This window comes from Pseudoalteromonas sp. APC 3691, assembly GCF_030408135.1.
Taxonomy (GTDB): Bacteria; Pseudomonadota; Gammaproteobacteria; order Enterobacterales; family Alteromonadaceae; genus Pseudoalteromonas.
Genome location: NZ_JASDCB010000048.1, coordinates 1 through 25,820, shown reverse-complemented (window position 1 = coordinate 25,820; position 25,820 = coordinate 1). Strand labels below are relative to the sequence as shown.

General features: G+C 38.7%; 22 protein-coding genes and 2 pseudogenes. 11 read left to right on the top strand and 13 right to left on the bottom strand.

Features of this window, described 5'->3' with window-relative positions; genetic code table 11:
- Nucleotides 1-46: 46 nt before the first annotated feature.
- Together QL998_RS14585 and QL998_RS14580 are read left to right on the top strand one after the other, a co-directional pair.
- Nucleotides 47-853 carry a glucosaminidase domain-containing protein gene (locus tag QL998_RS14585; RefSeq protein WP_182197958.1) on the top strand — a complete coding sequence of 269 codons (807 nt, stop codon included), beginning with the start codon at nt 47-49 and terminating at the stop codon, nt 851-853.
- Entirely contained in the window at nt 846-1,514 is a 669-nt protein-coding gene (locus QL998_RS14580; protein ID WP_290192955.1) for a DUF2987 domain-containing protein, read from the top strand. The genes QL998_RS14585 and QL998_RS14580 overlap by 8 nt, the downstream gene beginning before the upstream one ends.
- Nucleotides 1,515-1,578: 64 nt before the next feature.
- Here QL998_RS14580 and QL998_RS14575 read toward each other — a convergent pair whose 3' ends face one another.
- The 3 genes from QL998_RS14575 to QL998_RS14565 form a co-directional block, all read right to left on the bottom strand.
- Complete coding sequence (locus QL998_RS14575; RefSeq protein ID WP_290192954.1) at nt 1,579-2,583, bottom strand: LacI family DNA-binding transcriptional regulator; 1,005 nt, start codon at nt 2,581-2,583, stop codon at nt 1,579-1,581.
- 62 nt (nt 2,584-2,645) lie between these two features.
- Complete coding sequence (locus tag QL998_RS14570) at nt 2,646-3,968, bottom strand: MFS transporter (RefSeq protein WP_165734906.1); 1,323 nt, start codon at nt 3,966-3,968, stop codon at nt 2,646-2,648.
- Between the two features lie 28 nt (nt 3,969-3,996).
- Nucleotides 3,997-5,325 (bottom strand): GH1 family beta-glucosidase, encoded by a 1,329-nt coding sequence (locus QL998_RS14565; protein WP_290192953.1) that lies wholly within the window; start codon nt 5,323-5,325, stop codon nt 3,997-3,999.
- A gap of 258 nt (nt 5,326-5,583) precedes the next feature.
- On the opposite strand from QL998_RS14565, the gene QL998_RS14560 reads away from it, so the two are divergent.
- Nucleotides 5,584-6,858 carry a sugar MFS transporter gene (locus QL998_RS14560; RefSeq protein ID WP_290192952.1) on the top strand — a complete coding sequence of 425 codons (1,275 nt, stop codon included), beginning with the start codon at nt 5,584-5,586 and terminating at the stop codon, nt 6,856-6,858.
- Nucleotides 6,858-9,410, top strand: coding sequence for a glycoside hydrolase family 3 N-terminal domain-containing protein (locus QL998_RS14555; protein ID WP_290192951.1), 2,553 nt, complete (start codon nt 6,858-6,860; stop codon nt 9,408-9,410). Before QL998_RS14560 ends, QL998_RS14555 begins: the two co-directional genes overlap by 1 nt.
- Before the next feature lie 181 nt (nt 9,411-9,591).
- Here the strand turns inward: QL998_RS14555 and QL998_RS14550 are convergent, their stop codons facing one another.
- Both QL998_RS14550 and QL998_RS14545 read right to left on the bottom strand, forming a co-directional pair.
- A complete protein-coding gene (locus QL998_RS14550) occupies nt 9,592-10,545 on the bottom strand; it encodes a GGDEF domain-containing protein (protein ID WP_182197714.1) in 954 nt (317 codons plus the stop codon).
- A 353-nt stretch (nt 10,546-10,898) separates the two neighbouring features.
- Nucleotides 10,899-11,789 (bottom strand): TIGR01777 family oxidoreductase, encoded by an 891-nt coding sequence (locus QL998_RS14545; RefSeq protein ID WP_290192950.1) that lies wholly within the window; start codon nt 11,787-11,789, stop codon nt 10,899-10,901.
- Between the two features lie 170 nt (nt 11,790-11,959).
- Here QL998_RS14545 and QL998_RS14540 point away from each other — a divergent pair, with 170 nt between their 5' ends.
- Nucleotides 11,960-12,997, top strand: a complete 1,038-nt coding sequence (locus tag QL998_RS14540) for an AI-2E family transporter (RefSeq protein ID WP_290192949.1) — start codon at nt 11,960-11,962, stop codon at nt 12,995-12,997.
- A 69-nt stretch (nt 12,998-13,066) separates the two neighbouring features.
- On the opposite strand, the pseudogene QL998_RS14535 reads toward QL998_RS14540, so the two are convergent.
- The 6 genes and pseudogenes from QL998_RS14535 to QL998_RS14510 all read right to left on the bottom strand — a co-directional run bounded on the left by QL998_RS14535 (nt 13,067) and on the right by QL998_RS14510 (nt 17,376).
- A pseudogene (locus QL998_RS14535) lies at nt 13,067-14,145 on the bottom strand (FAD-dependent oxidoreductase).
- Nucleotides 14,146-14,250: 105 nt separating this feature from the next.
- Nucleotides 14,251-14,661 (bottom strand): hypothetical protein, encoded by a 411-nt coding sequence (locus QL998_RS14530; protein ID WP_182197708.1) that lies wholly within the window; start codon nt 14,659-14,661, stop codon nt 14,251-14,253.
- The gene (locus QL998_RS14525; protein ID WP_076925914.1) at nt 14,648-15,985 is read right to left on the bottom strand and encodes an ATP-binding protein; all 1,338 of its coding nucleotides are present in this window, start codon (nt 15,983-15,985) and stop codon (nt 14,648-14,650) included. The genes QL998_RS14530 and QL998_RS14525 overlap by 14 nt, the downstream gene beginning before the upstream one ends.
- Nucleotides 15,979-16,653, bottom strand: a complete 675-nt coding sequence (locus tag QL998_RS14520; RefSeq protein ID WP_007375447.1) for a response regulator transcription factor — start codon at nt 16,651-16,653, stop codon at nt 15,979-15,981. Before QL998_RS14520 ends, QL998_RS14525 begins: the two co-directional genes overlap by 7 nt.
- A 2-nt stretch (nt 16,654-16,655) precedes the next feature.
- Nucleotides 16,656-16,913 (bottom strand): PepSY domain-containing protein, encoded by a 258-nt coding sequence (locus QL998_RS14515; RefSeq protein WP_024594903.1) that lies wholly within the window; start codon nt 16,911-16,913, stop codon nt 16,656-16,658.
- Between the two features lie 160 nt (nt 16,914-17,073).
- The gene (locus QL998_RS14510) at nt 17,074-17,376 is read right to left on the bottom strand and encodes a YciI family protein (protein ID WP_024599115.1); all 303 of its coding nucleotides are present in this window, start codon (nt 17,374-17,376) and stop codon (nt 17,074-17,076) included.
- Between the two features lie 189 nt (nt 17,377-17,565).
- Here QL998_RS14510 and QL998_RS14505 point away from each other — a divergent pair, with 189 nt between their 5' ends.
- Nucleotides 17,566-18,990, top strand: coding sequence for a sodium-dependent transporter (locus QL998_RS14505; RefSeq protein WP_290192948.1), 1,425 nt, complete (start codon nt 17,566-17,568; stop codon nt 18,988-18,990).
- A 103-nt stretch (nt 18,991-19,093) separates the two neighbouring features.
- Nucleotides 19,094-19,546, top strand: a complete 453-nt coding sequence (locus QL998_RS14500; protein ID WP_290192947.1) for a hypothetical protein — start codon at nt 19,094-19,096, stop codon at nt 19,544-19,546.
- Between the two features lie 54 nt (nt 19,547-19,600).
- Here the strand turns inward: QL998_RS14500 and glp are convergent, their stop codons facing one another.
- Entirely contained in the window at nt 19,601-20,818 is a 1,218-nt protein-coding gene (gene glp / locus QL998_RS14495; protein WP_290192946.1) for a gephyrin-like molybdotransferase Glp, read from the bottom strand.
- Between the two features lie 96 nt (nt 20,819-20,914).
- Between glp and modA the strand changes: the two genes are divergently transcribed.
- Genes modA through QL998_RS14480 form a run of 3 tightly spaced genes read left to right on the top strand, consistent with a single transcriptional unit; the run spans nt 20,915 to nt 23,310 of the window.
- Nucleotides 20,915-21,616 (top strand): molybdate ABC transporter substrate-binding protein, encoded by a 702-nt coding sequence (gene modA / locus QL998_RS14490; protein WP_290192945.1) that lies wholly within the window; start codon nt 20,915-20,917, stop codon nt 21,614-21,616.
- Nucleotides 21,603-22,280 carry a molybdate ABC transporter permease subunit gene (modB, locus tag QL998_RS14485; protein ID WP_007375247.1) on the top strand — a complete coding sequence of 226 codons (678 nt, stop codon included), beginning with the start codon at nt 21,603-21,605 and terminating at the stop codon, nt 22,278-22,280. The genes modA and modB overlap by 14 nt, the downstream gene beginning before the upstream one ends.
- 1 nt (nt 22,281) lies before the next feature.
- The gene (locus QL998_RS14480) at nt 22,282-23,310 is read left to right on the top strand and encodes an ATP-binding cassette domain-containing protein (protein ID WP_290192944.1); all 1,029 of its coding nucleotides are present in this window, start codon (nt 22,282-22,284) and stop codon (nt 23,308-23,310) included.
- Here QL998_RS14480 and moeB read toward each other — a convergent pair whose 3' ends face one another.
- The gene (moeB, locus tag QL998_RS14475) at nt 23,311-24,069 is read right to left on the bottom strand and encodes a molybdopterin-synthase adenylyltransferase MoeB (RefSeq protein WP_182198035.1); all 759 of its coding nucleotides are present in this window, start codon (nt 24,067-24,069) and stop codon (nt 23,311-23,313) included.
- A 288-nt stretch (nt 24,070-24,357) separates the two neighbouring features.
- Between moeB and QL998_RS14470 the strand changes: the two are divergent.
- Nucleotides 24,358-25,643, top strand: a pseudogene (locus QL998_RS14470) (MFS transporter); the annotation flags it as partial.
- Nucleotides 25,644-25,820: the final 177 nt, after the last annotated feature.

Sequence of the window (25,820 nt, the reverse complement as noted above, 5' to 3'; positions counted from 1 at the left end):
GCTTGTGTATTAACCATGCATAGTTGTTGTTTCCAAGAGAGAATACATGTTAAAAACGATTTTTAAGCTTTTACTAACCGTGTTTTTTGTATGGGCGCTTGCTTACCCGTTTATACAAAGTGACGATGTTGAACTAGATGAACAAACGTCAGAACAACCAAAAAAAGTGAAGAAAAAAGAAAAACCATTACATAATGTAAAACTGCCAAAGTTTTCAGAATTTAGTGATGTTAAAGAAAAAAAACATGCATTTTTTAGCTTTATTCGTCCGCACGTTGAAGCCGAAAACAAAAAAATATTACAGCAACGCGCTAAGCTTGAAATAGCACGCATGATGCTACAAAACGAATTACCTTTAGAAAAAAAGCAAAGCAAAGATATTGCAGCAATATTAAAGTCGTACGGTTTACCAAGCACCATTGATACGCTAATACTTACGCAAGCACTACGCCGTGTTGATATAATTCCTAAAGAATTAGCGCTTATGCAAGCTGCAAATGAATCTGCGTGGGGCACATCGCGTTTTGCACGTATTGGCCTTAACTTTTTTGGTCAGTGGTGTTACACAAAAGATTGTGGCATGGTACCAAAACGCCGTAATACTGGAGCTGCACACGAAGTTGCTGCGTTTAAATCGGTAAGAGCTGCTATAAACTCTTACTTTAAAAACATAAATACGCATCCTGCTTATAAAGATTTGCGCGCAATACGTGAAAACTTACGTCTTGAGCAAAAACCAATTTTAGCGACTGAACTTACACACGGTTTAATGTCTTACTCTGAGCGCGGTGAAGCGTATATAGAAGAGCTAAACACGATGATTAGCCAAAATAGAGCCTACTTTGATGAATAAATACATTTTTAATTGCACCAACGCCATTGCGTTAGTGCTGCTGGGCATGAGTGCATTTAATGTTAATGCCAGAGAGTTTGTGATGTCGTATGACGGCTTTTATGACCGATTAAAAGTTGTTAACAAAGGCGATTTTCAATATGCGCGAGTTAACTTTTATATAAGTGATATAGCAACTAACGAAGCATGTGCCATTAAAAACGGTACTATTTTAACTGAAAAGAACGAGTACCCACTTAACTTTACCGATAAAGCACAGCTACTATTACCGTTCGATAAGCAACTTGATACAGATAAAGCTGTTATTGTGGTGCAGCCACAAAACCCAGATCATGATTGCCAATTAAAACTTCAAATAGAAGCAAACGAACTTGAAGATTTAACGTTTTCAAAGCAGTCGTTATATACCATTAACGAAGAACTTGATGAGCTGTTAACTGATTTGTCGGGCTTTTTTGTAAGTAAATTAATGTGGTTTTTATTACCAGAGCAAAAGGGCGTAGCAGTTACATTTAAAAGCCCAATGCAATTTGATGATAAGAGCATAACGTGTGAAAAGTCAGTGTGTTATTTTGCAGTTGAAGATAACTGGGAGGATGATACCGCGTCACTTGGCGATATATCGCAGGTTATTAAAGTAACGCCTTGGATTGTTAAGTAGCTCACATACAAAAGCGGCATTTAGCCGCTTTTTTTGTACCCAAATAAGTATTCGCTTTTAGTCTTTATTTAATAAGTGGTGCAGATGAATCGCGCTGCATTAAAGTAGGTTCAAAAAAGCGATTTATAACAAGATTTTTATTTTGATAGACATCTTTAAGCACTAATTTAGCAGCCATTTCGCCCATTTTTCCGATCGGATTATCAATCGTCGTGAGTGTAGGGTACAGATAGTTTGCAAAAATAACGTTATCAAATCCAACAATCGATAAATCGTTTGGTAAATTATAACCGTGCTCTCGAGCATATTTCATAGCACCAGACGCCATTTCGTCATTGGCGCACACTAGTGCAGTAAAGCTGAGCTTTTCATCAATAAAATGTTTTAAGCCTTTACTACCACCGGTTTCGTTAAAGTCGCCAATATAATAAAGCGCAAGATCAAATTTAATACCAGCCTCTGCGAGTGCTTGTTTATGACCCTCTAAGCGGTTAAAAGCATCGGCTTTAAACTGCGGGCCTGCAATGTACGCTATTTGTGTATGGCCGTGATTTAATATCGATTTAGTGGCTAGGTAGCCACCTAATTGGTTATCTAGGCTGATACAGTTATCTTTTAATTGCTCTACGTAACGGCTCATTAAATAAACGGGCGTAGAGCCTTTACTTAGTTTTATTAGGTAGTCGTCTGAAACGGCTTCTACGTGCAAAATAATAGCATCGCAGCGTCTGCTAATTAAAAACTCAATGCCTTCTTGTTCTTTGTCTTCTTCACTGTGGCCGGTGGTAATAATAACGTGTTTACCCGCAGCTCGAAGCTCCGATTCAATACCTGCCATCATTTGGGCAAAGAAAGGACCATGTAACTCAGACACTAAAATACCGACACTGTTAGTACAGTTAGAGGCTAAAGATTGCGCTATTGAATTGGGCTTGTAGCCAAGCTGCTCCATGGCATCAAGCACTTTTTGTTTAGTTTTATCGCTTACGCGGGTATTTTTGTTCATCACGCGAGAAACGGTGGCTAACGATACGCCCGCAAGCTCTGAGACTTGATAAATTGTTGCCATGTTATTTGTTCACTCGCTTATCCTTAACTACTTCGGCTAAATAATACCTTAGAGTATATATCTTAACTAGCTGTTAGTTTAGATTGAATATTTTCAACAACTTGATTAGTTAGTGTATATTTTTTCATTATGTAGGCAACAAATAATGAGCCAAAAGCAGGTAGTACAGTAAATGAAAGTAAAATACCGTGTTGGGTGTCGAGGGTTTGTACTGCATCGGCCTGATAGCTGTAAAAAGATAATAACCAGCCTGCAATTGCACCGCCTACAGCCACGCCCATTTTAATAAAAAATATGACGCCTGAATAAACCAAACCCGTAATGCGTACACCTGTTTTTTCATGCCCGTAATCTATGGTGTCGGCCATTTTTGCCCACAACAACGGGGTTGCCATATCTAAAAAGAATTTCCATAAAATAAAGGCCGCAAATGCCAATACTAAAGAGTCTTTACTAATAAAGTAACTAAAACCACAAATAGCGGCGGCAATAACTTGTAAGCTTATATAGGCCTTTATTTTACAAAAGCGCTTTGCAAGTGGTTGAGCTAAAGCACAACCTACCATGCTTGCTGCAACACCTAGCGTCATAAATAAGGTGATTAAATCGTCTCGACCTAAATAGTATTTTACGTAGTAAACAGCAAGCGTAAGCCTTAATACTTGCCCGGTAAGTAAAAAAAATGCAGCTAAGCAAAGAGTTCGCCATTGATCGTTTTTAATTAAGGCTTTAACACTTTTGGCAAAAGGAATGTTTTGCTCTTTTGGCTGTTGTATACGTTCTTTTGTGCCTAAAAAACAAAGTAAAAACAGTACAAAACCTAAAATGCTCATTGCAGTCATTGTGTATTGATAGCCCTTGGCAGCATCGCCTTGGCCAAAATACTCAACCATTGGCATAGTACAACCCGCTACTATTACGCCGCCTAGCATACCAAATACAAACCGGTAAGACTGAATAGTAACGCGCTCTTTTACGTCAGCAGTAAGTACGCCGCCCAATGCACAATAAGGGATATTAATAGCGGTGTAGACAACCATAAGAAGTGTGTAAGTAGTAAAGGCATAAATTATTTTATCGGTGCCTTCTAAATCGGGTGTAGTGAACGCTAAAATACTTATAATAGCAAAAGGAAGTGCAAGCCAAAGTAAGTAGGGGCGAAAGTGCCCCCAGCGCGTATGTGTTTTATCAGCAAGGTTACCCATTAATGGATCGGTTACGGCATCAAAAATACGCACTGCTAAAAACATAGTACCAACAACGGCAGGCGATAAACCTACTACATCTGTGTAGTACAGCATTAAAAACATCATAACTGTTTGAAAAATAATATTACTGGCGGTGTCGCCTAAGCCATACGCTATTTTTTCTTTTACACTGACCATGATTGTTTATCCCGCTTTGTGCTTATTATTATCTATTTGAGATAAGTGCTTTATAGGCTAAGCCACTATTTTTAATAGTACGTTGCTGCGTTTTATAATCAACATAAACAATACCAAAGCGCTTTAAGTAGCCTTCTGCCCACTCAAAGTTGTCCATTAAGCTCCAAGCAAAGTAGCCACGTATAACAACACCCTGTTCAACTGCATTGTGAACTGCGTTTAAATGAGTATTATAATAACTTAAACGGTCTAAGTCGTTAACTTCGCCATTATTATATGTATCGGGCATTGCTGCGCCATTTTCGGTTATATAAATAGGCGGTAGGGTGTATGTCTTATTAAGCGATACAAGCAAATCGGTAAACGATTGCGGGTAAACCTCCCACCCCATATCTGTCAACGGACCCGTAGGTGCAATGGGTTCATAAATATCAGTAGGGTGCGCTTTATAAACTTGGCGGGTATAAAAGTTAATGCCTAAGTAATCAATTGGCTGAGAAATTAATTCCATATCACCTGGGTGTATGTCTGGTAAGTGATCCTCAGGTAGTTGGCTAATTATATCAGGGTATTTACCGTCCATTATTGGTTTCATGTACCACTGATTTAAATAGTCATCAGCGTATTTGGCACTGTCTATGTCTTGTTGAGTATCTGTAAGTGGGTAGGCGGGTGTAAAGTTAAGCACAATGCCGTTTTGAGTATCAGGCGATGTTTTATTTAGCACGTTCATAGCCAGACCATGAGCGAGTAATAAGTGATGAGCTGCTTTTTTACCATACTGCTTGCCTACTAGACCTGGGGCATGTATGCCAATCTCGTAACCTAAAAACGCGCTGCAAAAGGGTTCGTTTAATGTAGCGTAAGAATACACTCGTGTTCCAAATGCGTTAGTAATTAGTTCTACGTACTGCTCAAATGCATAAGCTGTTTTTCTGTTAAGCCAGCCGCCTTCATCTTCAAGGTGTTGCGGTAAATCCCAGTGATACAAAGTAACAAAGGCTTTTATATTTTTTCGTTTTAGCTCATCTAAAATATCAGTATAAAACTTAACGCCTACAGGATTTAACTTTCCGTCTTGAGTCATAACGCGAGGCCATGAAATAGAAAGCCTGTAAGCATCAACACCTAGAGACTCTATTAAATCTATGTCTTGTTGCCAATTGTTGTAATGATCGCAGGCAATATGACCATGTGAATTATCAGCAATTTTACCTGCAGTACTACAAAAGGTATCCCAAATACACGGTAAGCGATGCTCATACCCGCCCTCTATCTGAAATGATGCTGTTGCTACACCATAAACAAAGTCTTTTGTTAATAGAGGTGAATTAAATGGTAATGATATTTTTGTCATTGGTTACAAACCTTTTTGAGAACTTAATTGCACGCTTAGCGCCTATTTTTACTGACTTTCAGCGGTTACAAAACATTATTAAAAATAAAAGTTGTTGAAATATGTAACATGTTCGTATTTAATTAGCCGTGAAAGCGCTTACATTTTTAGATTAATGTTAATTAATCTTCAGGTCAACTCTTTAATAATGCGCCTTAGCGGGGTTTGTATTAATTACTTACTGAAGATCAATTTATAATAATAAATTGCGGAGAGCACATGGCTAGTTCAGCACCACTGACATCACACACACAGTCGCAAAACCACCAAGATAAAAACTATGGTTTTGCACTTACATCTTTAACTTCACTATTTTTTATGTGGGGTTTTATTACCTGCTTAAATGATATTTTGATTCCGCATTTAAAAGCGGTTTTCGATTTAACTTATGTTCAAGCAATGCTTGTGCAGTTTTGCTTTTTTGGCGCTTACTTTTTAATGTCACTCCCTAGTGGATACATTGTTAAAAAGCTTGGTTATAAAAAAGGAATCGTGGTTGGGCTTTTAATTGCGGCAGTAGGGTGTATCTTATTTTACCCAGCAGCGTCTTTACATAGTTATCCTGTATTTTTATTTGCTTTATTTGTACTTGCAAGTGGCATAACGTTATTACAAGTATCTGCAAATCCTTATGTAAGTTTGTTGGGTTCAGCAAAAACTGCGTCGTCTCGTTTAACACTAACCCAAGCTTTTAACGCGTTGGGTACTACGGTTGCGCCATCATTTGGTGCTCTGTTAATTCTGGACTCAGCGTCAGAAGCCTTTTTAACACCTGCACAAAATGCAGAATCAGTACAACTTCCTTACCTCCTTTTAGCTGCAATGCTTATTTTACTAGCCGGTATTTTTGCATGGCTTAAATTACCAGACATTATGAGCGAGCAAAAAGCAGAAGCCGAAAAATCAGAGGCAATTGAAGGCAGTGCTTGGCAGTATCGCCATCTTGTATTAGGTGCTGTGGGTATATTTATGTATGTAGGCGCCGAAGTGGCAATTGGTAGCTTTTTAGTAAGCTTTTTAGCACAAGAAAATATAGCAGGGCTAAAAGAGCATGCTGCAGCTCATTACATCACTTATTATTTTGGTGGTGCTATGGTTGGGCGTTTTATTGGTGCTGCTGTAATGCAAAAATTACCTGCTGGTAAAGTACTTGGCTTTAACGCAACCATGGCTATTATTTTAGTCGTTATTGCCATGAGCACGTCGGGTCAATTAGCAATGTGGTCAATACTATTGGTTGGTTTATTCAATTCTATTATGTTCCCCACTATTTTTAGTTTAGCGTTAAATGGACTTGGCAAACATACAGCTCAAGGCTCTGGTATTTTGTGTTTGGCGATTGTGGGTGGTGCAATAGTGCCACTTTTACAAGGTGCACTTGCTGATACTGTGGGTGTTCAACTTTCGTATGTTTTACCTATTTTATGTTACATATTTATCGTGTTCTATGGTTTAAGCGGTAGCAAACCAGTTCAAGCGCAGGAGCCTCTATAATGAAAACCCCTTTTACACTTAATAAAATAGCCTTAGCAACATTAATTGCATCAGTAGGTACTTTATCGGCTTGTTCAAACGACGCAGTGACATCGGTTGAAACTAATGAAACGTTATCTAAAACAGCGCAAATTTGGCCAAAACTTAATATTGCCGTTAAAAAAGATGCCGATATTGAAGCTAAAATAGTCAACTATTTAAAAGCCATGACACTTGAGCAAAAGGTTGCTCAAATGATTCAGCCAGAAATTCGTGATATTACCGTTGAAGACATGCGTAAATATGGCTTCGGTTCATATCTTAATGGTGGTGGCGCATTCCCTAATGGCGACAAACATGCAACACCTATGGACTGGGTAGCCTTAGCAGAGAGCTTTTATCAAGCTTCTGTCGACGACTCAGTTGATGGCAGTAGTATCCCAACTATGTGGGGCACCGATGCAGTACATGGCCATAATAATGTAATTGGTGCGACGTTATTTCCGCACAACATTGGTTTAGGCGCGGCGAATAATCCTGATTTAATCGAGCAAATAGCATCGATTACTGCAGTAGAGGTAATGGCTACGGGTATTGATTGGGTATTTGCACCCACAGTTGCCGTAGTGCGCGACGATCGCTGGGGAAGAACCTACGAAGGTTACTCAGAAGATCCAAAAATTGTACATGATTACTCAGCAGCCATAGTAAATGGCTTACAAGGTAAAGCCGATGACGATTTTTTAAGTGACAAGCGTGTAATTAGTACCGTTAAGCACTTTATTGGCGACGGTGGCACGGTTGATGGTGATGATCAGGGTAATAATATCGACAGTGAACAATCATTATTTGATATTCACGCACAAGGCTATGTAGGCGGTTTATCAGCAGGTAGCCAATCGGTTATGGCTTCTTTTAATAGCTGGAATGGCGTTAAAAATCACGGCAATAAATATCTACTTACTGATGTATTAAAAACACGAATGGGTTTTGATGGATTTGTAGTAGGCGATTGGAACGGTCACGGTCAAATTGAAGGCTGTACTAACGAAAGTTGTGCGCAAGCCGTTAATGCTGGCCTTGATATTTTCATGGTGCCAACAGGTGCCTGGAAGCCTCTTTATAACAATACAATTGCGCAAGTTAAGTCAGGCGAAATTAGTATGTCGCGTATTGATGACGCAGTGAGCAGAATATTACGCGTAAAACTTCGCGCTGGTTTATTTGATAAACCAAGCCCGGCTAAGCGTCTTTACTCTGGAAAAACAGAGCTAATTGGTGCCCAAGAGCACCGCGAAGTAGCACGTCAAGCTGTGCGCGAATCACTTGTGTTACTCAAAAATAAAAATAACCTATTGCCTATCGCAGCTAATCAACGCGTACTTGTTGCAGGTGATGGAGCCGATAATATAGGTAAACAGTCGGGTGGTTGGAGTATTACGTGGCAAGGTACTAATAATAAAAATGCTGATTTCCCTGGTGCTACTTCGATATATAAAGGGCTTGAAGATCAAATATCTGCAGCAGGTGGAAGTGTTACTTTAAGCGCTGATGGTACGTTTGAGCAACGTCCTGATGTTGCCATTGTTGTATTTGGTGAAGAACCTTACGCAGAAGGGCACGGCGATAAAGATAACCTTGAGTTTGAGCGCGGAAATAAAAAGTCATTAGCACTTTTAAACTCACTAAAAGAGCAAGGCATTCCTGTTGTATCTGTGTTTATATCAGGTCGACCTATGTGGGTTAACAGCGAACTTAACGCATCTGACGCGTTTGTAGCTGCATGGTTGCCAGGTACAGAAGGCGCAGGTATTGCTGATGTTTTATTAAAAGCGGCAGACGGCTCCATTCAAAATAACTTTAAAGGTAAATTATCGTTTTCTTGGCCTAAATCAGCAGTACAAACTGCGGTTAATAAAGGCGATGAAAATTACGACCCATTATTCCCTTATGGCTTTGGCTTATCGTACGGCGATAAAAACGTGTTAGCTGACGACCTTGATGAAGACTCTAAACTTGATAACTCTGGGCTTACGAGTATGGATATACTTGTTGGTGCACCTGTAGCACCATGGCGCTTATTGTTAAAATCGGGCGATGAGCTTTTAGATGTATCGAGTAGTACCCATGAATTTGGTGCAATTAAATACCGTACTGAGGACAAAACAGTACAAGAAGACGCGCGCCAATTTAACTTCAGCGGTACAGAAAAAGCCAGTGCTGAAATAGTAACAAGCTTTGCAGAAGATACCATTGCCTATGTTGAAGCCGATAGTGTGATTAGCTTTGATATTAAATTAAACCAAGCACTAACGAGCGATATAGCACTTGCTATGACTTGCTCGGGTGAATGTGGTGCAAGCATTGATTTAGCAAACGTAGTGGATAAAACCATTGAGAATAAATGGCAGTCAGTATCAATCGATTTAGGTTGTTTTGCTGATAAGGGTGTTAATTTTGCAAACCTAACAAGCCCATTTAGTTTACGCAGCAATGGTAAAGCGTCAATTTCTGTAGCTAATATTCAGTTTGTGCCAAATAAGGCAGACGAGGCTACACTGTCTTGTAAGTAGTTTATTAACTCTATTGTGTGTATACCAAAGCCCTTCGAATGAAGGGCTTTTTTTATGTAGAGGTAAACTGCATAAACACTTGAGCTGATTGATATAACTTAATAGGAACTGGTCGCTATAAATACAAAGGGTTACCGCGTTTTTATAAGAGGGGCCTTTTTTATAATTACTTATAAAATAATTAGCACTGCATTAAGAGGTTTTTCTCGTCAAAGCTGACTACTTTATCTCTGCCAGTTTCTTTAGCAAGATAAAGGCGCTTATCAGCCAGCGACAGTAAGTCTTTTACACTCATTTTACCATTTAGTGCACTACTCACACCGGCGCTTACAGATAGGTTAATATGCGAGTTTTGATAATAAAATGGATGCTTAGAAATATTTTCACGTAAGTGCTCTGCATATTCTTTAGCTGCTCGTAGAGAATAGTCTGGTAGTAATATAGCAAACTCTTCACCGCCTATTCTGGCGCAAATACCTTCCTCAATAAATTGCTCTTTTATGTGCTGCGCAATCCATTTAATTGCTTGATCGCCGGTGTCGTGGCCGTACTTATCATTTACACGCTTGAAAAAATCGATATCTAGAATAATTACAGATACGTTTTTATCACTGTTGTTAGGTTGTTTAAGGGTTTCTTTGGCATTATTAAAGAAGCCTCTTCGATTAAATAATTGTGTAAGAGAGTCGGTGTTCGCAAGGTTCGATAGCGTGTATTCACTATTAGAAAATAACAAAAATGGCAGTATAAGAGCACTTAGAGTGGCTAACAGTAAATGACTAATAAGAACAATTTGTAAAGGCGTTGCTACATCCTGAATACTCGAGCTCAGTACCGGTATTAGTAGAAATATTACGTTTAAAAACATAACACCGCTGTGCACTAAAAAGCAGGTGATCAACGCCTTTTTCTGGGCTTTAGCAACAAAGCTCATGCTTTTGATTAAATACGCCGTGTAAATAAATAATCCGGCAATTACTAAGCTCGTTAGCATTTTTGCTGCTTCGAAAGGATAAATTGCCAATAACAATAAACCAGAAAACCCAAATATGCAGTAAAGAGGCATTAAACTAATATTCTGTATATTTTTATATTTATATAGTCCAATAATAATTAAAAGTGGGCTCATAATCATAGAAATACTAGCCAAGTAGTGGGTTATCAAAGGAAAGTCTATGTATAAGCGCAAACATGCCAGTATTTCTGTTAGAGCAAATGTGGCACAGGCTAAACCAAATAGTAGAAAAGATGTTTGTTTTTTATATTTATAAATTGAGAGAAAGAATAAGCTTATGAGTAAGTTAAGAATAAAAGAGAGGAAGATCACAGTAGGCAAATGAAACATGATTTATTCTCTTTATTATAAAATTATGAAATATATATTCAATTAAGTGTGTAATTATTATGTATTAATAAGAAAAGGTCAATTCGGTTAAAAGGATTGCTTTTCAATTTTCTGCATTCTACCTTAAGAATTATTAACGCCAGCTAAACCAAGCTCTCTAAAGCTGATTTAATATCTGGATGATGAAAACGATAATTATGAGCTAATACTTTTTTAGGAACTACAAATTGCCCCGTTGTAAGTAAGTCTGACATTTCACCCATTAATAGTTTAAGCACTACGGTTGGCATAGGGATAAATGCAGGTCGTGATAACGCCTCGCCTAAGTTTTTACTAAATTGAGCGTTGCTCACAGGGTTTGGTGCAGTTGCGTTAACAGGACCTGATATTTCAGGATGTCTAATAATAAAAAGTATTAGCTGAATCATATCGTCGATGTGTATCCACGACATACCTTGCTCGCCATCACCAATAGGGCCACCCAAGCATAATTTAAAAGCGGGTAGCATTTTACTTAATGCCCCACCTTTTTTGGCCAAAACAATACCCGTGCGTAATAGACACACTCTGGTTTGTTCTGATTGCGCAAGTAAAGCTGCACTTTCCCAGTCTTTACAAAGCTGGTGGCTAAATTCATCATGCGGATTTTCACAGGTCTCATCAATAGTGTTACTATTTTGTCGACCATACAAGCCTACAGCACTTCCAGAAATAAAAGTATGCGGGGGAGTGCTACAAGCTTTAATAGCTTCGCTAATTTTTTGTGTAATACCAATACGGCTGTCGCGTATTATTTGCTTTTGCTTGTCGCTCCAGCGTTTATTTACAATTGGTTCGCCAGCTAGATTAATAACAATATCAACGGTGTTAAAATCTACTTCATTAACATTGCTTACGGCTTTAACTTTATGTCCCAGTAATACGTTAGCTTTAGTCGGATTTCGGCTAAGCACAGTAACAGTATTATGATGAAGTAAAAAAGGGCATAAGTGCTTACCAATTAATCCTGTCGCGCCAGTAACAAATATATGCATTATTAATCCTTACAATAAAATAGTAGCAAGTGATTAAAAAACATACTCGCTAGCAAACAGCTTTGCAAATTTATACGTAAAACAGGCTTTTATGATCACTTCGTCATTATTTCATTTAATTACCTTTTGCCTTACACTAAGGCCATATAATTAATAAAAGGATTAATAAATTGGCAAGTTTAACTGGAGTAAATAAAAGCTTAATAGTTTTTGCTTCCTTAGTGGTCATACTCGCGGGGATAAAAGCAGCAAGTGTAATTATTATTCCGTTTATTTTGGCAGCGTTTATTGCCATTATTTGTAACCCGCTTATTAAGTTTTTTGCGCGCTACCGAATTCCTAAAGGTATTGCTGTTATGTTGGTAGTGCTTATTATCGTAGGCTTAGGTGTGAGCCTTGGCGGGCTTGTTGGGCAATCAATAAATGATTTTTCGCAGCAACTTCCTGAGTATAAAACACAACTCAAAGAAGAATTTGTATGGCTGGTAGATTTAGCATCTCAATACAATATATTGCTCAATAAAGATCAATTAATCAATATGTTCGACCCAGGTAGAATGGTTGATGTAGCCACTAATATGCTCACCGGTTTAGGTGGCGTAATGGCAAACATGTTTTTAATTATTTTAACTGTTGTTTTTATGCTGTTTGAAGGGCCAATGCTGAGCAAAAAAATACACATGGCACTTGAAGATCCTGATAGCAAAATGAAGCAAATTAACCGCTTTTTAGAGTCTATTAATTCATATTTGGCAATTAAAACGCTAGTAAGTTTAGGGACGGGTATTATTGCTGCGTTTTACTTATGGATTTTAGACGTTGACTACTTTGTGCTGTGGGGGGTATTGGCGTTTATGTTCAATTACATTCCAAATATAGGATCAATTATTGCGGCTGTACCAGCTGTATTACTTGCGCTTATTACTCAAGGCCCGTTAGTAGCAGGACTTGTTGCTGCAGGATATTTAACAATCAATACGGTAATGGGCAATATTGTAGAGCCTAAATTTTTGGGCAAAGGGCTCGGTCTTTCAACGCTAGTGGTATTTTTATCATTAATATTTTGGGGCTGGTTATTAGGTTCTGTGGGTATGCTTTTATCTGTGCCATTAACTATGATTGTAAAAATAGCCCTAGAAGCCAGTGCAGAAGGTAAGTGGGTTGCCACTTTACTGGGCAGTGGCGAAGACGTTGCTAAAAATAACTAACATCTATAACCATCAAGGGCTGTAAAATTAAAGCCCTTGATGGTTAAGTTATCAGTAAATATAGGGCTATTAATTAACAAACAATTTAATAGCGTCATCCACTGCGTTTATTGCGCCTTCTAAATATCCCGCTTCTTGTTTTGCAAACTCACTCGCTACAAAATGAATATTGAGGTTATTTAATTGCTCATCTAAGCCTGAAAAATCAAATTCAGGGTGCTGCGAAGGCTGAGTTTGAGCGTCTCTATCCGCTACAAACTTATCGTCTGCCCAGTCTTTAATAAAGTACCCGTTGCCTTTTGAGCATCTTTACCATAAAAGTAGCTAAGCTGCTGGACACAGGCTTGAATTAATTGCTCTTGAGTTACTTGATTTCGTGATAAGTAGGGCACACCTATAAAGCCAAATAATGCGGCGTAATTGCCATCTTCAGCACTGGCGTCGTGAATTTCGACCATAGGGCCTACGCGGCTAAAGCACTGCCCTGATAAGTTTTTATCACGCCAAAATGCATGTTCAAAAGTAGCTATAAATTTGGCTTGTCCTGCCATCCATGTAGGTACACTACTAAGGCGGTTTATGAGTGCTGGAGTCGCCCATAGTTCAGGTGTTAAGTGTGTTGTAACCATACGAGCAGGAACTGCTGAAATTAGTTTTTCAGTAGTAAAGTGCTTAATATTACCTAAGTGATTAACCGTAATTTGCCAGTTGTTATCACCTTTTTTAAGCTCAGTGACATTGTGTTCTAATAACACAGAATCAGGATTAAGTTGCGCGTATAAGGCAGTTATTAAGGTATTCATGCCGTGCTTAAGCCTAAATAACTGCATATCTCCAGCACCTGCAATTTGTTGAGGCTGCTTGGAATTAGGTGCTTGATATAACACATCACCTTTGTTGTATTGCTCAAATATACTCAAGTTGAGTGACTTTACTAAAGCTTGAATTTTTGGTTGGTGGGGAAATATCCACGTAGGGCCCAAATCAAAACTAACATCGTTATTTATTGGTGATTGCGCGGCAAAAATTCGACCGCCTAATAGCGATTTAGCTTCCAGTAATAAGAACTGAATATTAAGTTTTTGTAATTTATACGCACAGTATAAGCCGGCAAGTCCGCCACCTATAATTATTACTGGTTTAGTCATTTTTATTACCCATTTAGCAATCTACTAGTAGATAGTTTGTTTTGATATAAATAAATTGTCAAGCGGAGCGGGGAGTGTACAGAATAACTTAACTAATTAGTTTTGTTAGAATGGGTGTTTTAGTGATTCTGTAAATTGATTTATAAGCTCAATTTCACAGAGTTTATAGCTAATGGCTGCGGTTGTCGCATTAGGAAGTTTTATTAAATAGCGCCATTGGCAGGCGCTCTCCAGGTACTTTTCGCTATTAGTAATGCTACGCATAAATAACGGAAGTACTTGAGTATTACCTGTGATTTCTTGTGATTTAGTTAGCTCATATTTGCGCTTTTGTATCCAACTGCCTTGTACTTGCTTTGCTTTATCAATTTGGGTATCTAGGCATTGAATATACCGCTTAGCTTCATCGGTTGTTGCTTTAGCGGCTAAAGTACATGCCTCATCTGCCAAGCTGTACTGGCTTGTAGCTAATAGCACAATGGCAGTGAGTTTTAATAAATAGTTACTTTTTGTCATTGTAATTAAACTCTAAAATAAATTGAGCGCCGGCTAATTTATCAGCATCGGTAATGGTTAGCGTACCGTGATACGACTTAACTAAATCTGATACAATCGCCATGCCTACGCCGTGTCCGCTTTCGTAAGTATCGAGGCGAGTACCACGTGTAAGTAAAGATTCGCGCTTATCTTCTGGCACGCCAGGACCATCGTCGCTAATTCCAATACACAGGGTTTTACTTTGGATTACTTGTATTTCTACTTGCGAGCGACATGCTTTACACGCGTTATCAATCAAGTTACCGAGTAATTCCATTAAATCTGTTTGATCGCCTAAAAAATAATCTTTTTCAGTTACAGTGCAGCTAAAAATAATATCTTTATCACGATATACTTTTGCCATAGCACTGAGTATTGAATCGAGTACTGGCTTAACAGGGGTTTGTTTTTTCCACGTGTCTGATGCGCCTGTTGCAGCACGTTTTAATTGGTGCTCGATCATCACATTAATGCGGTCGAGTTGTTCTTGTGCATCGGCATCGTTTGCCAATGGACTTGATTTTAATACAGCCAGCGGCGTTTTGAGTGCATGAGCAAGGTCGCTCAATGAGGCTCTATAGCGTTCCTTTTGGCGTTGTTGCGACTCAAGTAGCAAGTTTAGATCTGCTTTTATTGTTTGCAGTTCTACTGGGTAGAGGCCTTTAATTTCTTGAATATCGCCTGATTCAATCGCTTTTATTTCTTTATCGAGTCGTTGGAGTGGGCGAGCGCTCCAAATGAAACCAATCGCCATCAGGCCTGCAATTGCAATCCCCATGATAAACATCCAATCTACAAGGGTTTGCTTAAAGCCATCCATTAAACGAAGTAGAGCGTCGTTACGTTTAACTAATATAAAGCGAGCTTGTTCTGATTGATCTATGTTGTTTAAAATTACAGTCAGGCTAAGTTGCCAATAAGCGGTATTATTATATTCTACACGCCTAAAGTCGGCAGCACCTGCCTTGGTCTCTATTTGTTGAGGTACATAGTTTAAATTTACAGCCGACTCTGAGTTCCAAACCGGGTCATCATCGCGGTAGATCATTGCGTAGGTATCAGAATTTAATCTGTTTAACTCAGGCGCTAGAATAGTGCTGGGCATAATAATACCATGCTCAGTAAAATCGACTTCAGATATTAGCGAGTAGAGTTGTGCTTCGAGGGTTTTTTCTGTCGCATCAACAAGTGAAGCGTAATACGCCTTACCAATTGAATAAAATAAGATAGGAAGTGCGACTAACAAAACAAAGACAAGGATAAATCCTTGCCTTATTTTTAACGATATTTGCGGTATTACCACTGGCTTTTAAGCCTGTAACCACGCCCACGTAGTGTTTCTACTGGGTTTAGTACGCCTTCAGGGTCAAGCTTTTTACGCAAACGTAGTACAAATACTTCAATTACGTTTGAATCAAGGTCGAAATCTTGGTCGTAAATGTGCTCAGTCAGTTCTGATTTAGAAATTACTTTTTGCGGATTTACCATTAAGTATTCAAGTACTTTATATTCGTAAGCTGTCAGGCTAAGTTCTTTGTCATCAACCCATACTTGTTGTGAACGTGTATGGATTTTAATTGGACCTGCAGTCATTTCTGGATTTGCTTTACCAGCACTGCGACGAATTAATGCATTACAACGGGCAATAAGCTCTTCAACATGAAATGGCTTAGTAAGGTAGTCATCGGCACCTGCATCTAAACCTTCTACTTTATCTTGCCAGCGATCGCGCGCGGTTAAGATTAAAATAGGGATTGTAATGCCTTGTGCTCGTGCTTTATTAATTAGCTCAATACCGTCTATTTTAGGTAAACCTAAATCAACTACGGCCATATCAAGCGGGTATTCTGTAATGTGGAAAAGACCTGCTTCACCATCGTGGCATAAATCCACGCTGTAACGTTCTTTTTCTAAGGCATTACGTAGGTTATCTGCTAAATGTAAATCGTCTTCTATAACTAAAATTCGCATTTTTAATCCTTTTTCACTTCGCCGGTTTTTTTATTAATATGTAAATCAACGACGTGGCCGTCAGATTTGAGTATTCGTACGGTATAAAAATCTGTTTTTTCAGTGATCTTTAATGTCTTACCGCCAATTGTTTTCTTTGCGAGTATTACGGCTTTCTTTTTGTCCACCTCAGCATGAGATGCTTGGGTGGCGGTTGCTGCTTGACTAAAGTTAGCTAAGCTAACACAAGCAATAAAACCGAGGCTTAATAATACGCGCATAATGGAAAACTCCTAGACCAGACTCACTTAGTTTAATTAACTAAGTTACTAAAATTCAAGTAAAAACGGTAAATTCGTTTTTATCCTGATAATTTTAATTAAAATCCTGTGAACAAACCCTGAATTACAGTGTAACGCACGCTCTAGGGTTTAATACTTTTTAAGCAGGAAATACCTTTTTAAAAGGTTTAACAATTGTATTTTCATAGATGCCTGCGGCAACGTAAGGGTCTGCTGCTGCCCACTCTCGAGCTGCTTCAATTGATTCAAATTCAGCAACCACTAATGAACCGGTAAAACCTGCTTCTTGAGGATCCTCACTATCGACTGCCGGTAATGGACCGGCGGTAAGTAGACGGTTTTGTGAATCAAGCTCACTAAGGCGTGCTAAATGTGCCGGGCGTGCTGCTTTTCTAAGCTCTAAGCTATTTTCAACGTCTGTTGAGTGAATCATGTACAACATAAGGAATCTCATAAAAATTGTTAAATTTGATTAACGCAATACTACCACAGCGTTGAAAATTGGTGAATTAAAAGCGTATTTACACAGGTTTACACTTCGATTTTATTTTTAAGCTGTAATTGCTTGAAAACCTCTGTGTAACACTGGTAGAGTCGCTGAAATATACAAAATAATAAAAAGGTTTTATGCATGAGCGAAAATAGAGAACGATTTAGTTCCCGCCTTGGATTCATAATGGCAGCGGCCGGTTCAGCTGTTGGTATTGGTAATTTAGTTGGTTTTCCGGTTTCTGCTACTAAAAATGGTGGTGGCGCATTCTTATTAATTTACGCTTTATTTGTCATATTCATTTGTTTACCAGTCATGATGGCTGAAATGGCAATGGGTCGTAACGCTCAAAAAGATCCACTTGGTTCGTACAAACTATTATCTAATAACGATAAAAAATGGAAGTTAGCTGGTTTTTTTGCGGTGCTTACACCATTTATGATTGCTGTATTTTATATGGTGATTACGGTTTGGATCTTTGGTTATTTAACGCAAACAGGCCTCGGTAATTTAGATTTACTTGCAGATCCTGGCCACTTTGGTGTTTTTATTAATAGTTACACTGTGTTTGGTTATATGGCTGTTGTGGTTATTATCGTTAACTTAATTTTGTTAGGTGGTGTTAAACAAGGCATAGAAAAAGCCGCCAAATTTTTAATGCCCGCTTTATTAGTTATGCTACTAGCTCTAGTTACTTATGTATTAACGCTTGATAACGCAATGGCCGGTGTTAAATACTACATTATTCCTGATTTTTCTAAGATGAGTGCAAGTGTACTTAATGGCGCATTAAGCCAAGCGTTTTTCTCGCTATCGCTGGGTATGGGTATATTAATGACTTACGCGTCGTACATTTCTAAAAAAGATGACATTGTAAGCAGTGCTAAAATGGTCGCTATTACTGACTCACTCGTTGCGTTTGTAGCGGGGCTAATGGTGTTGCCAGCGATATTTAGCTTTGACCCAAATACAGACCCATCAGCACTTTCTGATTCGTCCGTATCAATGATTTTTGTATACCTACCTAAAATATTATTAGCACTGCAAAATGATATTGGTTATGTAGGTGCGTCTATTGTTGCGTTCTCATTCTTCTTATTAGTATTTTTTGCAGCGATTACTTCACTTGTTTCAATAGTGGAGGTACCGACAGCAACACTAAGCGACCGTAAAGGTATTAGCCGTAAAAAAGCACTGGGCATCCTTACACTTTCAACCGGTGTACTTACTATTTTATGTACAATGTCGTTTGGTATGATTGACAGCCTTACTTCGTTCACCAGTTATGGCGGCGTTAATAAGAGCTTCTTTGATATTATTGTTGATGTATTTTACGACACAATTTTACCGCTTAATGGCTTAATGGTGTGTTTATTTGTAATGTATCGCTGGAAAAAAGCACGCTTAACACAAGAGCTAAGCTTAGGTTCGCCTAGTTATGCGGGAAGCTTTATGGAAAAATACGTTAACTTTTCACTTTCAACGTTTATTCCTGTTATTTTAGCTGTGATATTTATTAATACAGTGGCGACTAAGTTTTTCCACTTAAAAATATTTGGCTTTTAAATAGACCTCTTTAAAGCTTATTGAATAATATAATGCCGCTCAGCTAAGCTCTGCGGCATTTTTTATGAGCGTTTCTACAGGTATCTGTTAAAAGGATTTAAAAATGAATAAAATTATTATCGGGTTTGCTTTTGCTATTTCATCATTTGGCGCATTTGCACAAAGCGCTGATGGTTGGCCAGAAGGCGGTGCAATGCACACTGGCAAAATTTATAATTTAGAGGGCAATAGATACAAAATTAAAATCAGTAAAATGATGGATGAAATTTACCCGCAACTAACTGATGGTTACCAAGTTGATGCAGTTAAAGCACAAATAAAAGCATGGGAGCAGTATATAGACGCTACATGTAACGTTGTTGGCATAGCAACGGGGGCAGGTGGCTCTTGGCCCTCAACGTATAGTGTTAAATGCGAAAGAAGCCTAAGTTATGATAGATACTTTGCGACTAAAAACGCGCTGAAGTGCGTTAATAGATTAAGTAAGGAAGAGTTTGTAGGGCGTAGCGAAAAGTTAAATTGTTTAATTCAAACATTAAATATAAAAATATTTTAAGGTTTGTGGCAGCGCTACAGCTAAATTATACAGTTAGCTGTAGCACTTTAGGCTTTATAGCAACTCAATACTTACTGTTGCACCTTTTTCGATATTGCCGCTTTGTGCTGGCACTACAATTAGGCAGTTAGCTTTACTAAGCGACGAAAGCACTCCAGAGCCCTGTTTATTAAACGGGGCAACCACCAAGTCACCTTGCTCGTTAGTTGTTGCAGTACCTCGCTGAAAGTCGGCTCTTCCTGGGCGCTTTTTAATAACGGATGTAGTAACAGCGTTAAAACGCATTTTAGGATTTACTTCACCAAGACCCGACAGCTTTTGCAGTGCAGGCTCTACTAACTGATTAAACGTAACAGCAGCCGACACAGGGTTACCTGGCAAGCCAAAAAAGTAACTGTTACTTAATTTACCAAATGCAAAAGGTTTGCCTGGTTTCATGGCTATTTTCCAAAAGTGGATATTGCCAATTTCGTTGAGCACTTCTTTGGTAAAGTCGGCTTCACCAACCGATACACCGCCTGAGCTTATTACGGCATCGGCAAGTTCGTTCGCTTTTAAAAATGCATTAGTAATGAGTTCTTTGTCATCAGGGATAATTCCTAAATCAAGCACGTCTATATTTTTTTGTTGTAGCGCACTAATAATAACAGCGCGGTTGCTTTCAAAAATAGCGCCTTGTTTAAGCGGCTGACCAGGTTCAATTAGCTCATCGCCTGTAGAAAGCACGGCTATTTTTAGGGTTCTTACCACATCTATATTGGCAATTCCTAAAGATGCCAATAATCCCACATCAACGGCTTTTAATTTATCACCTGCTTTTAAAATAACGTCGCCTATAGCAATATCCTCGCCAGCAAAACGCACGTTTTCATTTAGCTCTGGTTGCGCAGTAAACGTAATTTTATCGCCATCAACCGAGGCGTTTTCTTGCATTACAACGCCGTTAGCGCCAGGTGCAATGGCGGCGCCGGTCATTATTCTTACGCATTGACCAGGGGTAAGGGTTCCTTCAAAAATTTGACCTGCAAACACACTACCTACTTGTGTGTAGGTTAAGCTTTTATCTGAAATACACAGCGCATAGCCATCCATTGCAGAGTTGTTATGAGCGGGTACGTTTATAGTTGATTTAACATCGCTTGCTAAAACGCGATCAACACTTTGCATTATAGAAATGGTTTCAACGTCTTTAACAGGCGTTATTGTGCCAAGTATATTTTGTATTGCAGTTTCAATTGGTAATAAACCGGGTGCATTGCAAACATCGTTCATATATATTGCTTACTTAAATCATTTTATTTTGAAACAATACTTATAATGTCAAAGCTTTACAATACATGGTTGGGTTATTTTTTGTGTGTGATATGCATGCTTTCGTGCAGCGTAAACGCAAAAGAAACGCTGCAAGTAGCCGTAGCGAGTAATTTTAAAACTGTATTGGAAACCCTACTAAAAAAATCCCCATTACCTAATGTTGACGTAAAAATATCAGCCGCTTCTAGCGGTGTTTTATATTCGCAAATAGTGCATGGCGCGCCATTTGATGTGTTTTTATCGGCCGACGATTTTCGTCCGCAATCGCTTATTAAAGAAGGCTATGCCGAGCAAAGTAGCTTAATCACTTACGCGTTAGGCGAACTTGCTTTGTGGCAACCCAAAGCTGAAAAAGTAAATGATAAAGTAGCCATTGCTAATCCGCGTTTTTCACCATACGGGCGTGCCTCAGAGCACTACGCTAATAACCATTTTAAAAAACCAATAAATTATGTGTACGGGAATAACATTACGCATGCATTTCAGTTTGTGCAAAGCGGTAATGTAGGAGTAGGGCTGGTGGCTGTTTCGTCATTAAAGGCGGCTTACAGTAACACGCAAGATCAAAAATATTTAGATTATACCGTGCTGCCTACCAATCAATATCCCGATATAATTCAACAAGGCGTTATTATTAGCTCGACTAAAAAGCGTGCTAGCGCTAAGCAACTTATGCAATTTTTAATGGCAGAAGCTACGCAGCAACAGTTAATTGAATTAGGTTACAGAATAAAGGAAAACAATGCTTCAAAGTGATTTAACCGCGCTGTGGTTAACTATAAAACTTGCCTTTATAACCGCAGTACTTCTTCTTATTTTTTGTATTCCACTGGCTTACAAGCTCGCTGGCTATAACGGTAAATTTAAACCATTTTTAGAGGCATTAATTGCAATGCCTTTAGTGCTACCGCCTACGTTGTTAGGGTTTTATTTACTTGTTTTGTTTTCGCCTGATCACGCTTTTGGGCAGTTTTGGTTTTGGCTAACGGGTACGCAGCTTGCGTTTAGTTTTCAGGGCGTGGTTATTGGCTCGCTTTTTTATTCGCTGCCTTTTGTAATGCAGCCGCTTGTGGCTGGGTTTAAGCATATTAATCAAACTTATAACGAAGCTGCCATTGCGCTTGGATTAAGCCCATTTAAACGCTTTGTGCATTTAATTATCCCGCTTTTAAAACCCAGTATTGGTAGCGCATTTGCTTTAGGCTTTGCGCATACATTGGGTGAATTTGGTTTGGTATTAATGATTGGCGGTAATATTCAGGGGCAAACACAGGTGGTGTCTATTGCGCTTTATGACCATGTTGAATCGTTAAATTATACGGCGGCGCATCAGCTTTCACTTATTTTACTGGCTATTTCGTTTGCCTGTTTAGTGCTGTTATTTAAGTTTAATAAAAGCATTGTAGGGGTTAAGCAATAACATGATTAAGTTAAGCCTTTTTAAAGCACTCAATAATTTTGATTTAGATATAAACCTTGAGCTTGAGTCGTTTAATGTACTCGGTGTTTACGGACCTTCAGGCTCCGGTAAGTCAACATTACTGCGTTGTATTAGTGGTTTAGAGCCTGCAAAAAGTGTTCATATTAATAATCAGCCAGTGCATGAGTTGCCAAGTGATAAACGCGGTATAACGCTTCAGTTGCAATCGTGCCCGTTGTTTCCTCATTTAGATGTGGCAGGTAATTTAGCGTTTACACAAAAACACTGCGAAAATAAGCAAACCAGCTTAACGCTTCAATACGTTGTTAAAACACTTGAATTACAAGATTTACTAAATCGTGATGTACAAAGCTTATCGGGTGGCGAGCGCCAGCGTGTAGTATTTGCGCGCACTTTGCTTGCCGGTCAAAAATTTATAATGCTTGATGAGCCTTTTAGTGCGCTTGATTGGTCATTGCGTTTTAAAACGCTCACTAAACTCAATGAGTTAGCCGTTAAGTTTAATATTAAATTTATAATAGTAAGTCACTCATTAAAAGAGCTGCTATTTTGCTGCGATACCCTTATTCAGCTTGATAAAGGTAAGGTGATAAACCAAGGTGCAAGTGCGCACGTTGCAAAGGCTATTTACGCAAACGACAGGCAAACACCGCTGAGCTTAATTAATTACGATGTGGTTAAATTTGATAAAGACTACGGGCTATATCAACTTCAATTACAGCAAAGTGAGCAACCGCTTTTTGTGCTTCCTGCACTTGTCGATAGCAGTAATAAGCTAATTATAGAAAGTGAGCAAATGTCGTTTAGTGTGTTAAAGCCTGAGCAAACAACGCACAGTAATGTTTTAAGGTCGGTATTAACTCAGGCTGAGCTTATTAATAATAAGTGGCAGTTAACGCTTAATGTTGACGGGCAAACTTTGTTTGGCTTGGCTTCAAGACGAATGTGGGACAAAAATAACTTTAAAGTGGGCGATGTGCTTTATACAACAATCAGTAATCTAGAATAACTAAATGCTGCACACCGCACATTGACTATTTTTAGCAATTTTAAAACGATTAAATTCCATGCTTAAACCATCTACCAGCAATAAGTGTTCGCTTAAGCCGCTGGGTAAACCAGCAAGCATTTTTAGCGCTTCAGTTGCCTGAATACTGCCTATTAACCCCACAATAGGAGAAAGCACACCAGATTCAGAGCAGCTTTGTGTTTGTTCACTAAAAAATTGCGATAAACAACCATAACAATGACTGTTTTCATCCATAGTAAAACACGCGACTTGTCCTTCCATACGTATTGCAGAGCCTGACACTAGCGGAACTTTAGCTTTAAAACAGGCGCTATTAAGTGCATTACGCGTTGCTAGGTTATCTGAGCAATCAATCACTATATCAATGTTATTAAATAGCTGTTCTGTAGAGGTATTTACATCAAAAAATGCCTCAATGGTGTTTATATCTATTTCACTATTAAGTGCGTTAAGCTGTTTTTTTGCAGCACTGCATTTTGAGCTACCAATATCACTTTCTTTATACAGTATTTGCCTTTGCAGGTTGGTCACGTCTATTTCATCGTTATCAATTAAGGCAAGCGTGCCAACGCCAGATGCCGCTAAATATTGACTTACCGCACATCCAAGCCCACCCACACCAACAATTAAAGCATGCGATTGCCATAGTTTCTCTTGTCCGTTTATATCAAGCTGCGGCAGCATAATATGCCGAGAATAGCGTAGTTGCTGTTGGTACGTTAACGGTGCTTTTTGCATTTTTAAATATCTCATACTTTTTTTGAACAATACCAATTTGTTAAATCCTAGAGCAAGTAGTAACGCTTTTTATTTGCACTGTAACAGCCCTTACCCCCTCACTCATATAGTGCAACTATAACGCATTAAAATAATAAATACATATAACTAGCTGAAATATATGGATTTTAATTGGTGGCTCAGTAATTGCTGTGTTTGGTTAACTAAAATTTAACAAAATTTGAGCTACTACTCATATAAAAGAGTGGGGCATTTATAAAACAATAATACGTTTACGAGGAAATAAACATGCAACCGAGTTCTGGATTTAACTTAATATCCTTTAAAGGAAAAATGAAAGTATTACATCTAAGTTGGATGGTCTTTTTTGTGTCATTTTTTGTATGGTTTAACGATGCTCCTTTATTAGGTGCAATTGCGGGCTCGCTTGGTATTACCATGGCACAAGTTAAAACATTACTAATTTTAAATGTAGCGTTAACTATTCTTGCCCGTGTTGTGGTGGGTATGCTGACCGATAAATTTGGTCCCCGGATTGTTTATGCCGCGCTACTTATTACCTGTAGTATTCCGTGTTTTATGTTTGCTATGGCAACCACATTTGAACAAGCCGCTATAGCGCGTTTTGCGCTAGGCTTTATTGGTGCTGGCTTTGTTGTGGGCATTCGTATGGTGAGTGAATGGTTTCCTGCTAACGAGCTGGGCATTGCAGAAGGTATTTATGGCGGCTGGGGTAACTTTGGTTCAGCAGCAGCGGCTATGTTATTGCCAATTATTGCACTTATGTTTGGTGGCGAAGATGGTTGGCGTTACGCTGTAGGTTTAACGGGTGTATTAAGCGTTATATTTGGTACTTAAATGTAACCGATACACCAAAAGGCGGTACATACTTTAAGCCTAAAAAAGTAGGCGCAATGGAAGTAACCAGTAAAGGCGACTTTGTATTACTTCTTATTATGAAAATCCCTATGTATGGTGCACTAGCATTACTTACTTGGAAGCTTTCACCAACCGGTGCTAACCTAATTTCGGCTAACTTTGTACTTGCCGTGTATGCTTTTTTAGTTCTGCTTTATATTTACGAAGTGTATAAAACCTTTGACGTAAATGGTCATATTTTTAAAGAGCCTGTACCTGAGTCGCATCGTTATGAGTTTAAGCAAGTGGCTGTTTTAAATATTTTATATTTTACGACTTTTGGTTCTGAGCTTGCGGTTGTATCTATGTTACCGCTATTTTTTATGGATGTGTTTGCGCTTGATATGGTGTACGCGGGTATTTTAGCCTCAGCTTATGCATTTATGAATTTAGCATCTCGCCCAGGTGGCGGTTGGATTTCAGATAAATTAGGTCGTCGTATAACACTTATTGTACTTACGACAGGTCTTGCTGTTGGTTATTTTGTAATGGGTTTGGTTGATGCATCTTGGCCTTTATGGCTTGCAGTTGTTGCGGCTATGGCATGTTCGTTCTTTGTGCAAGCAGGTGAAGGCGCTGTATTTGCCGTAGTACCGCTAATTAAGCGTCGTTTAACTGGGCAAATAGCTGGGATGACAGGTGCTTACGGTAATGTCATAGGTAAGATCTTAAGAAATTGAGTTGAAGCTCAATTCATGATCAAATTGTTATTACCACACAAACCACAGAATCAAGAAAAGAGCTTCAAATGAATGCTAACATTTTTATTAATAAGTTAAAAAGTATCCTAAGTGAAAAAAAACTGAACCGACTTGGTAAACAAGTAGCATTTA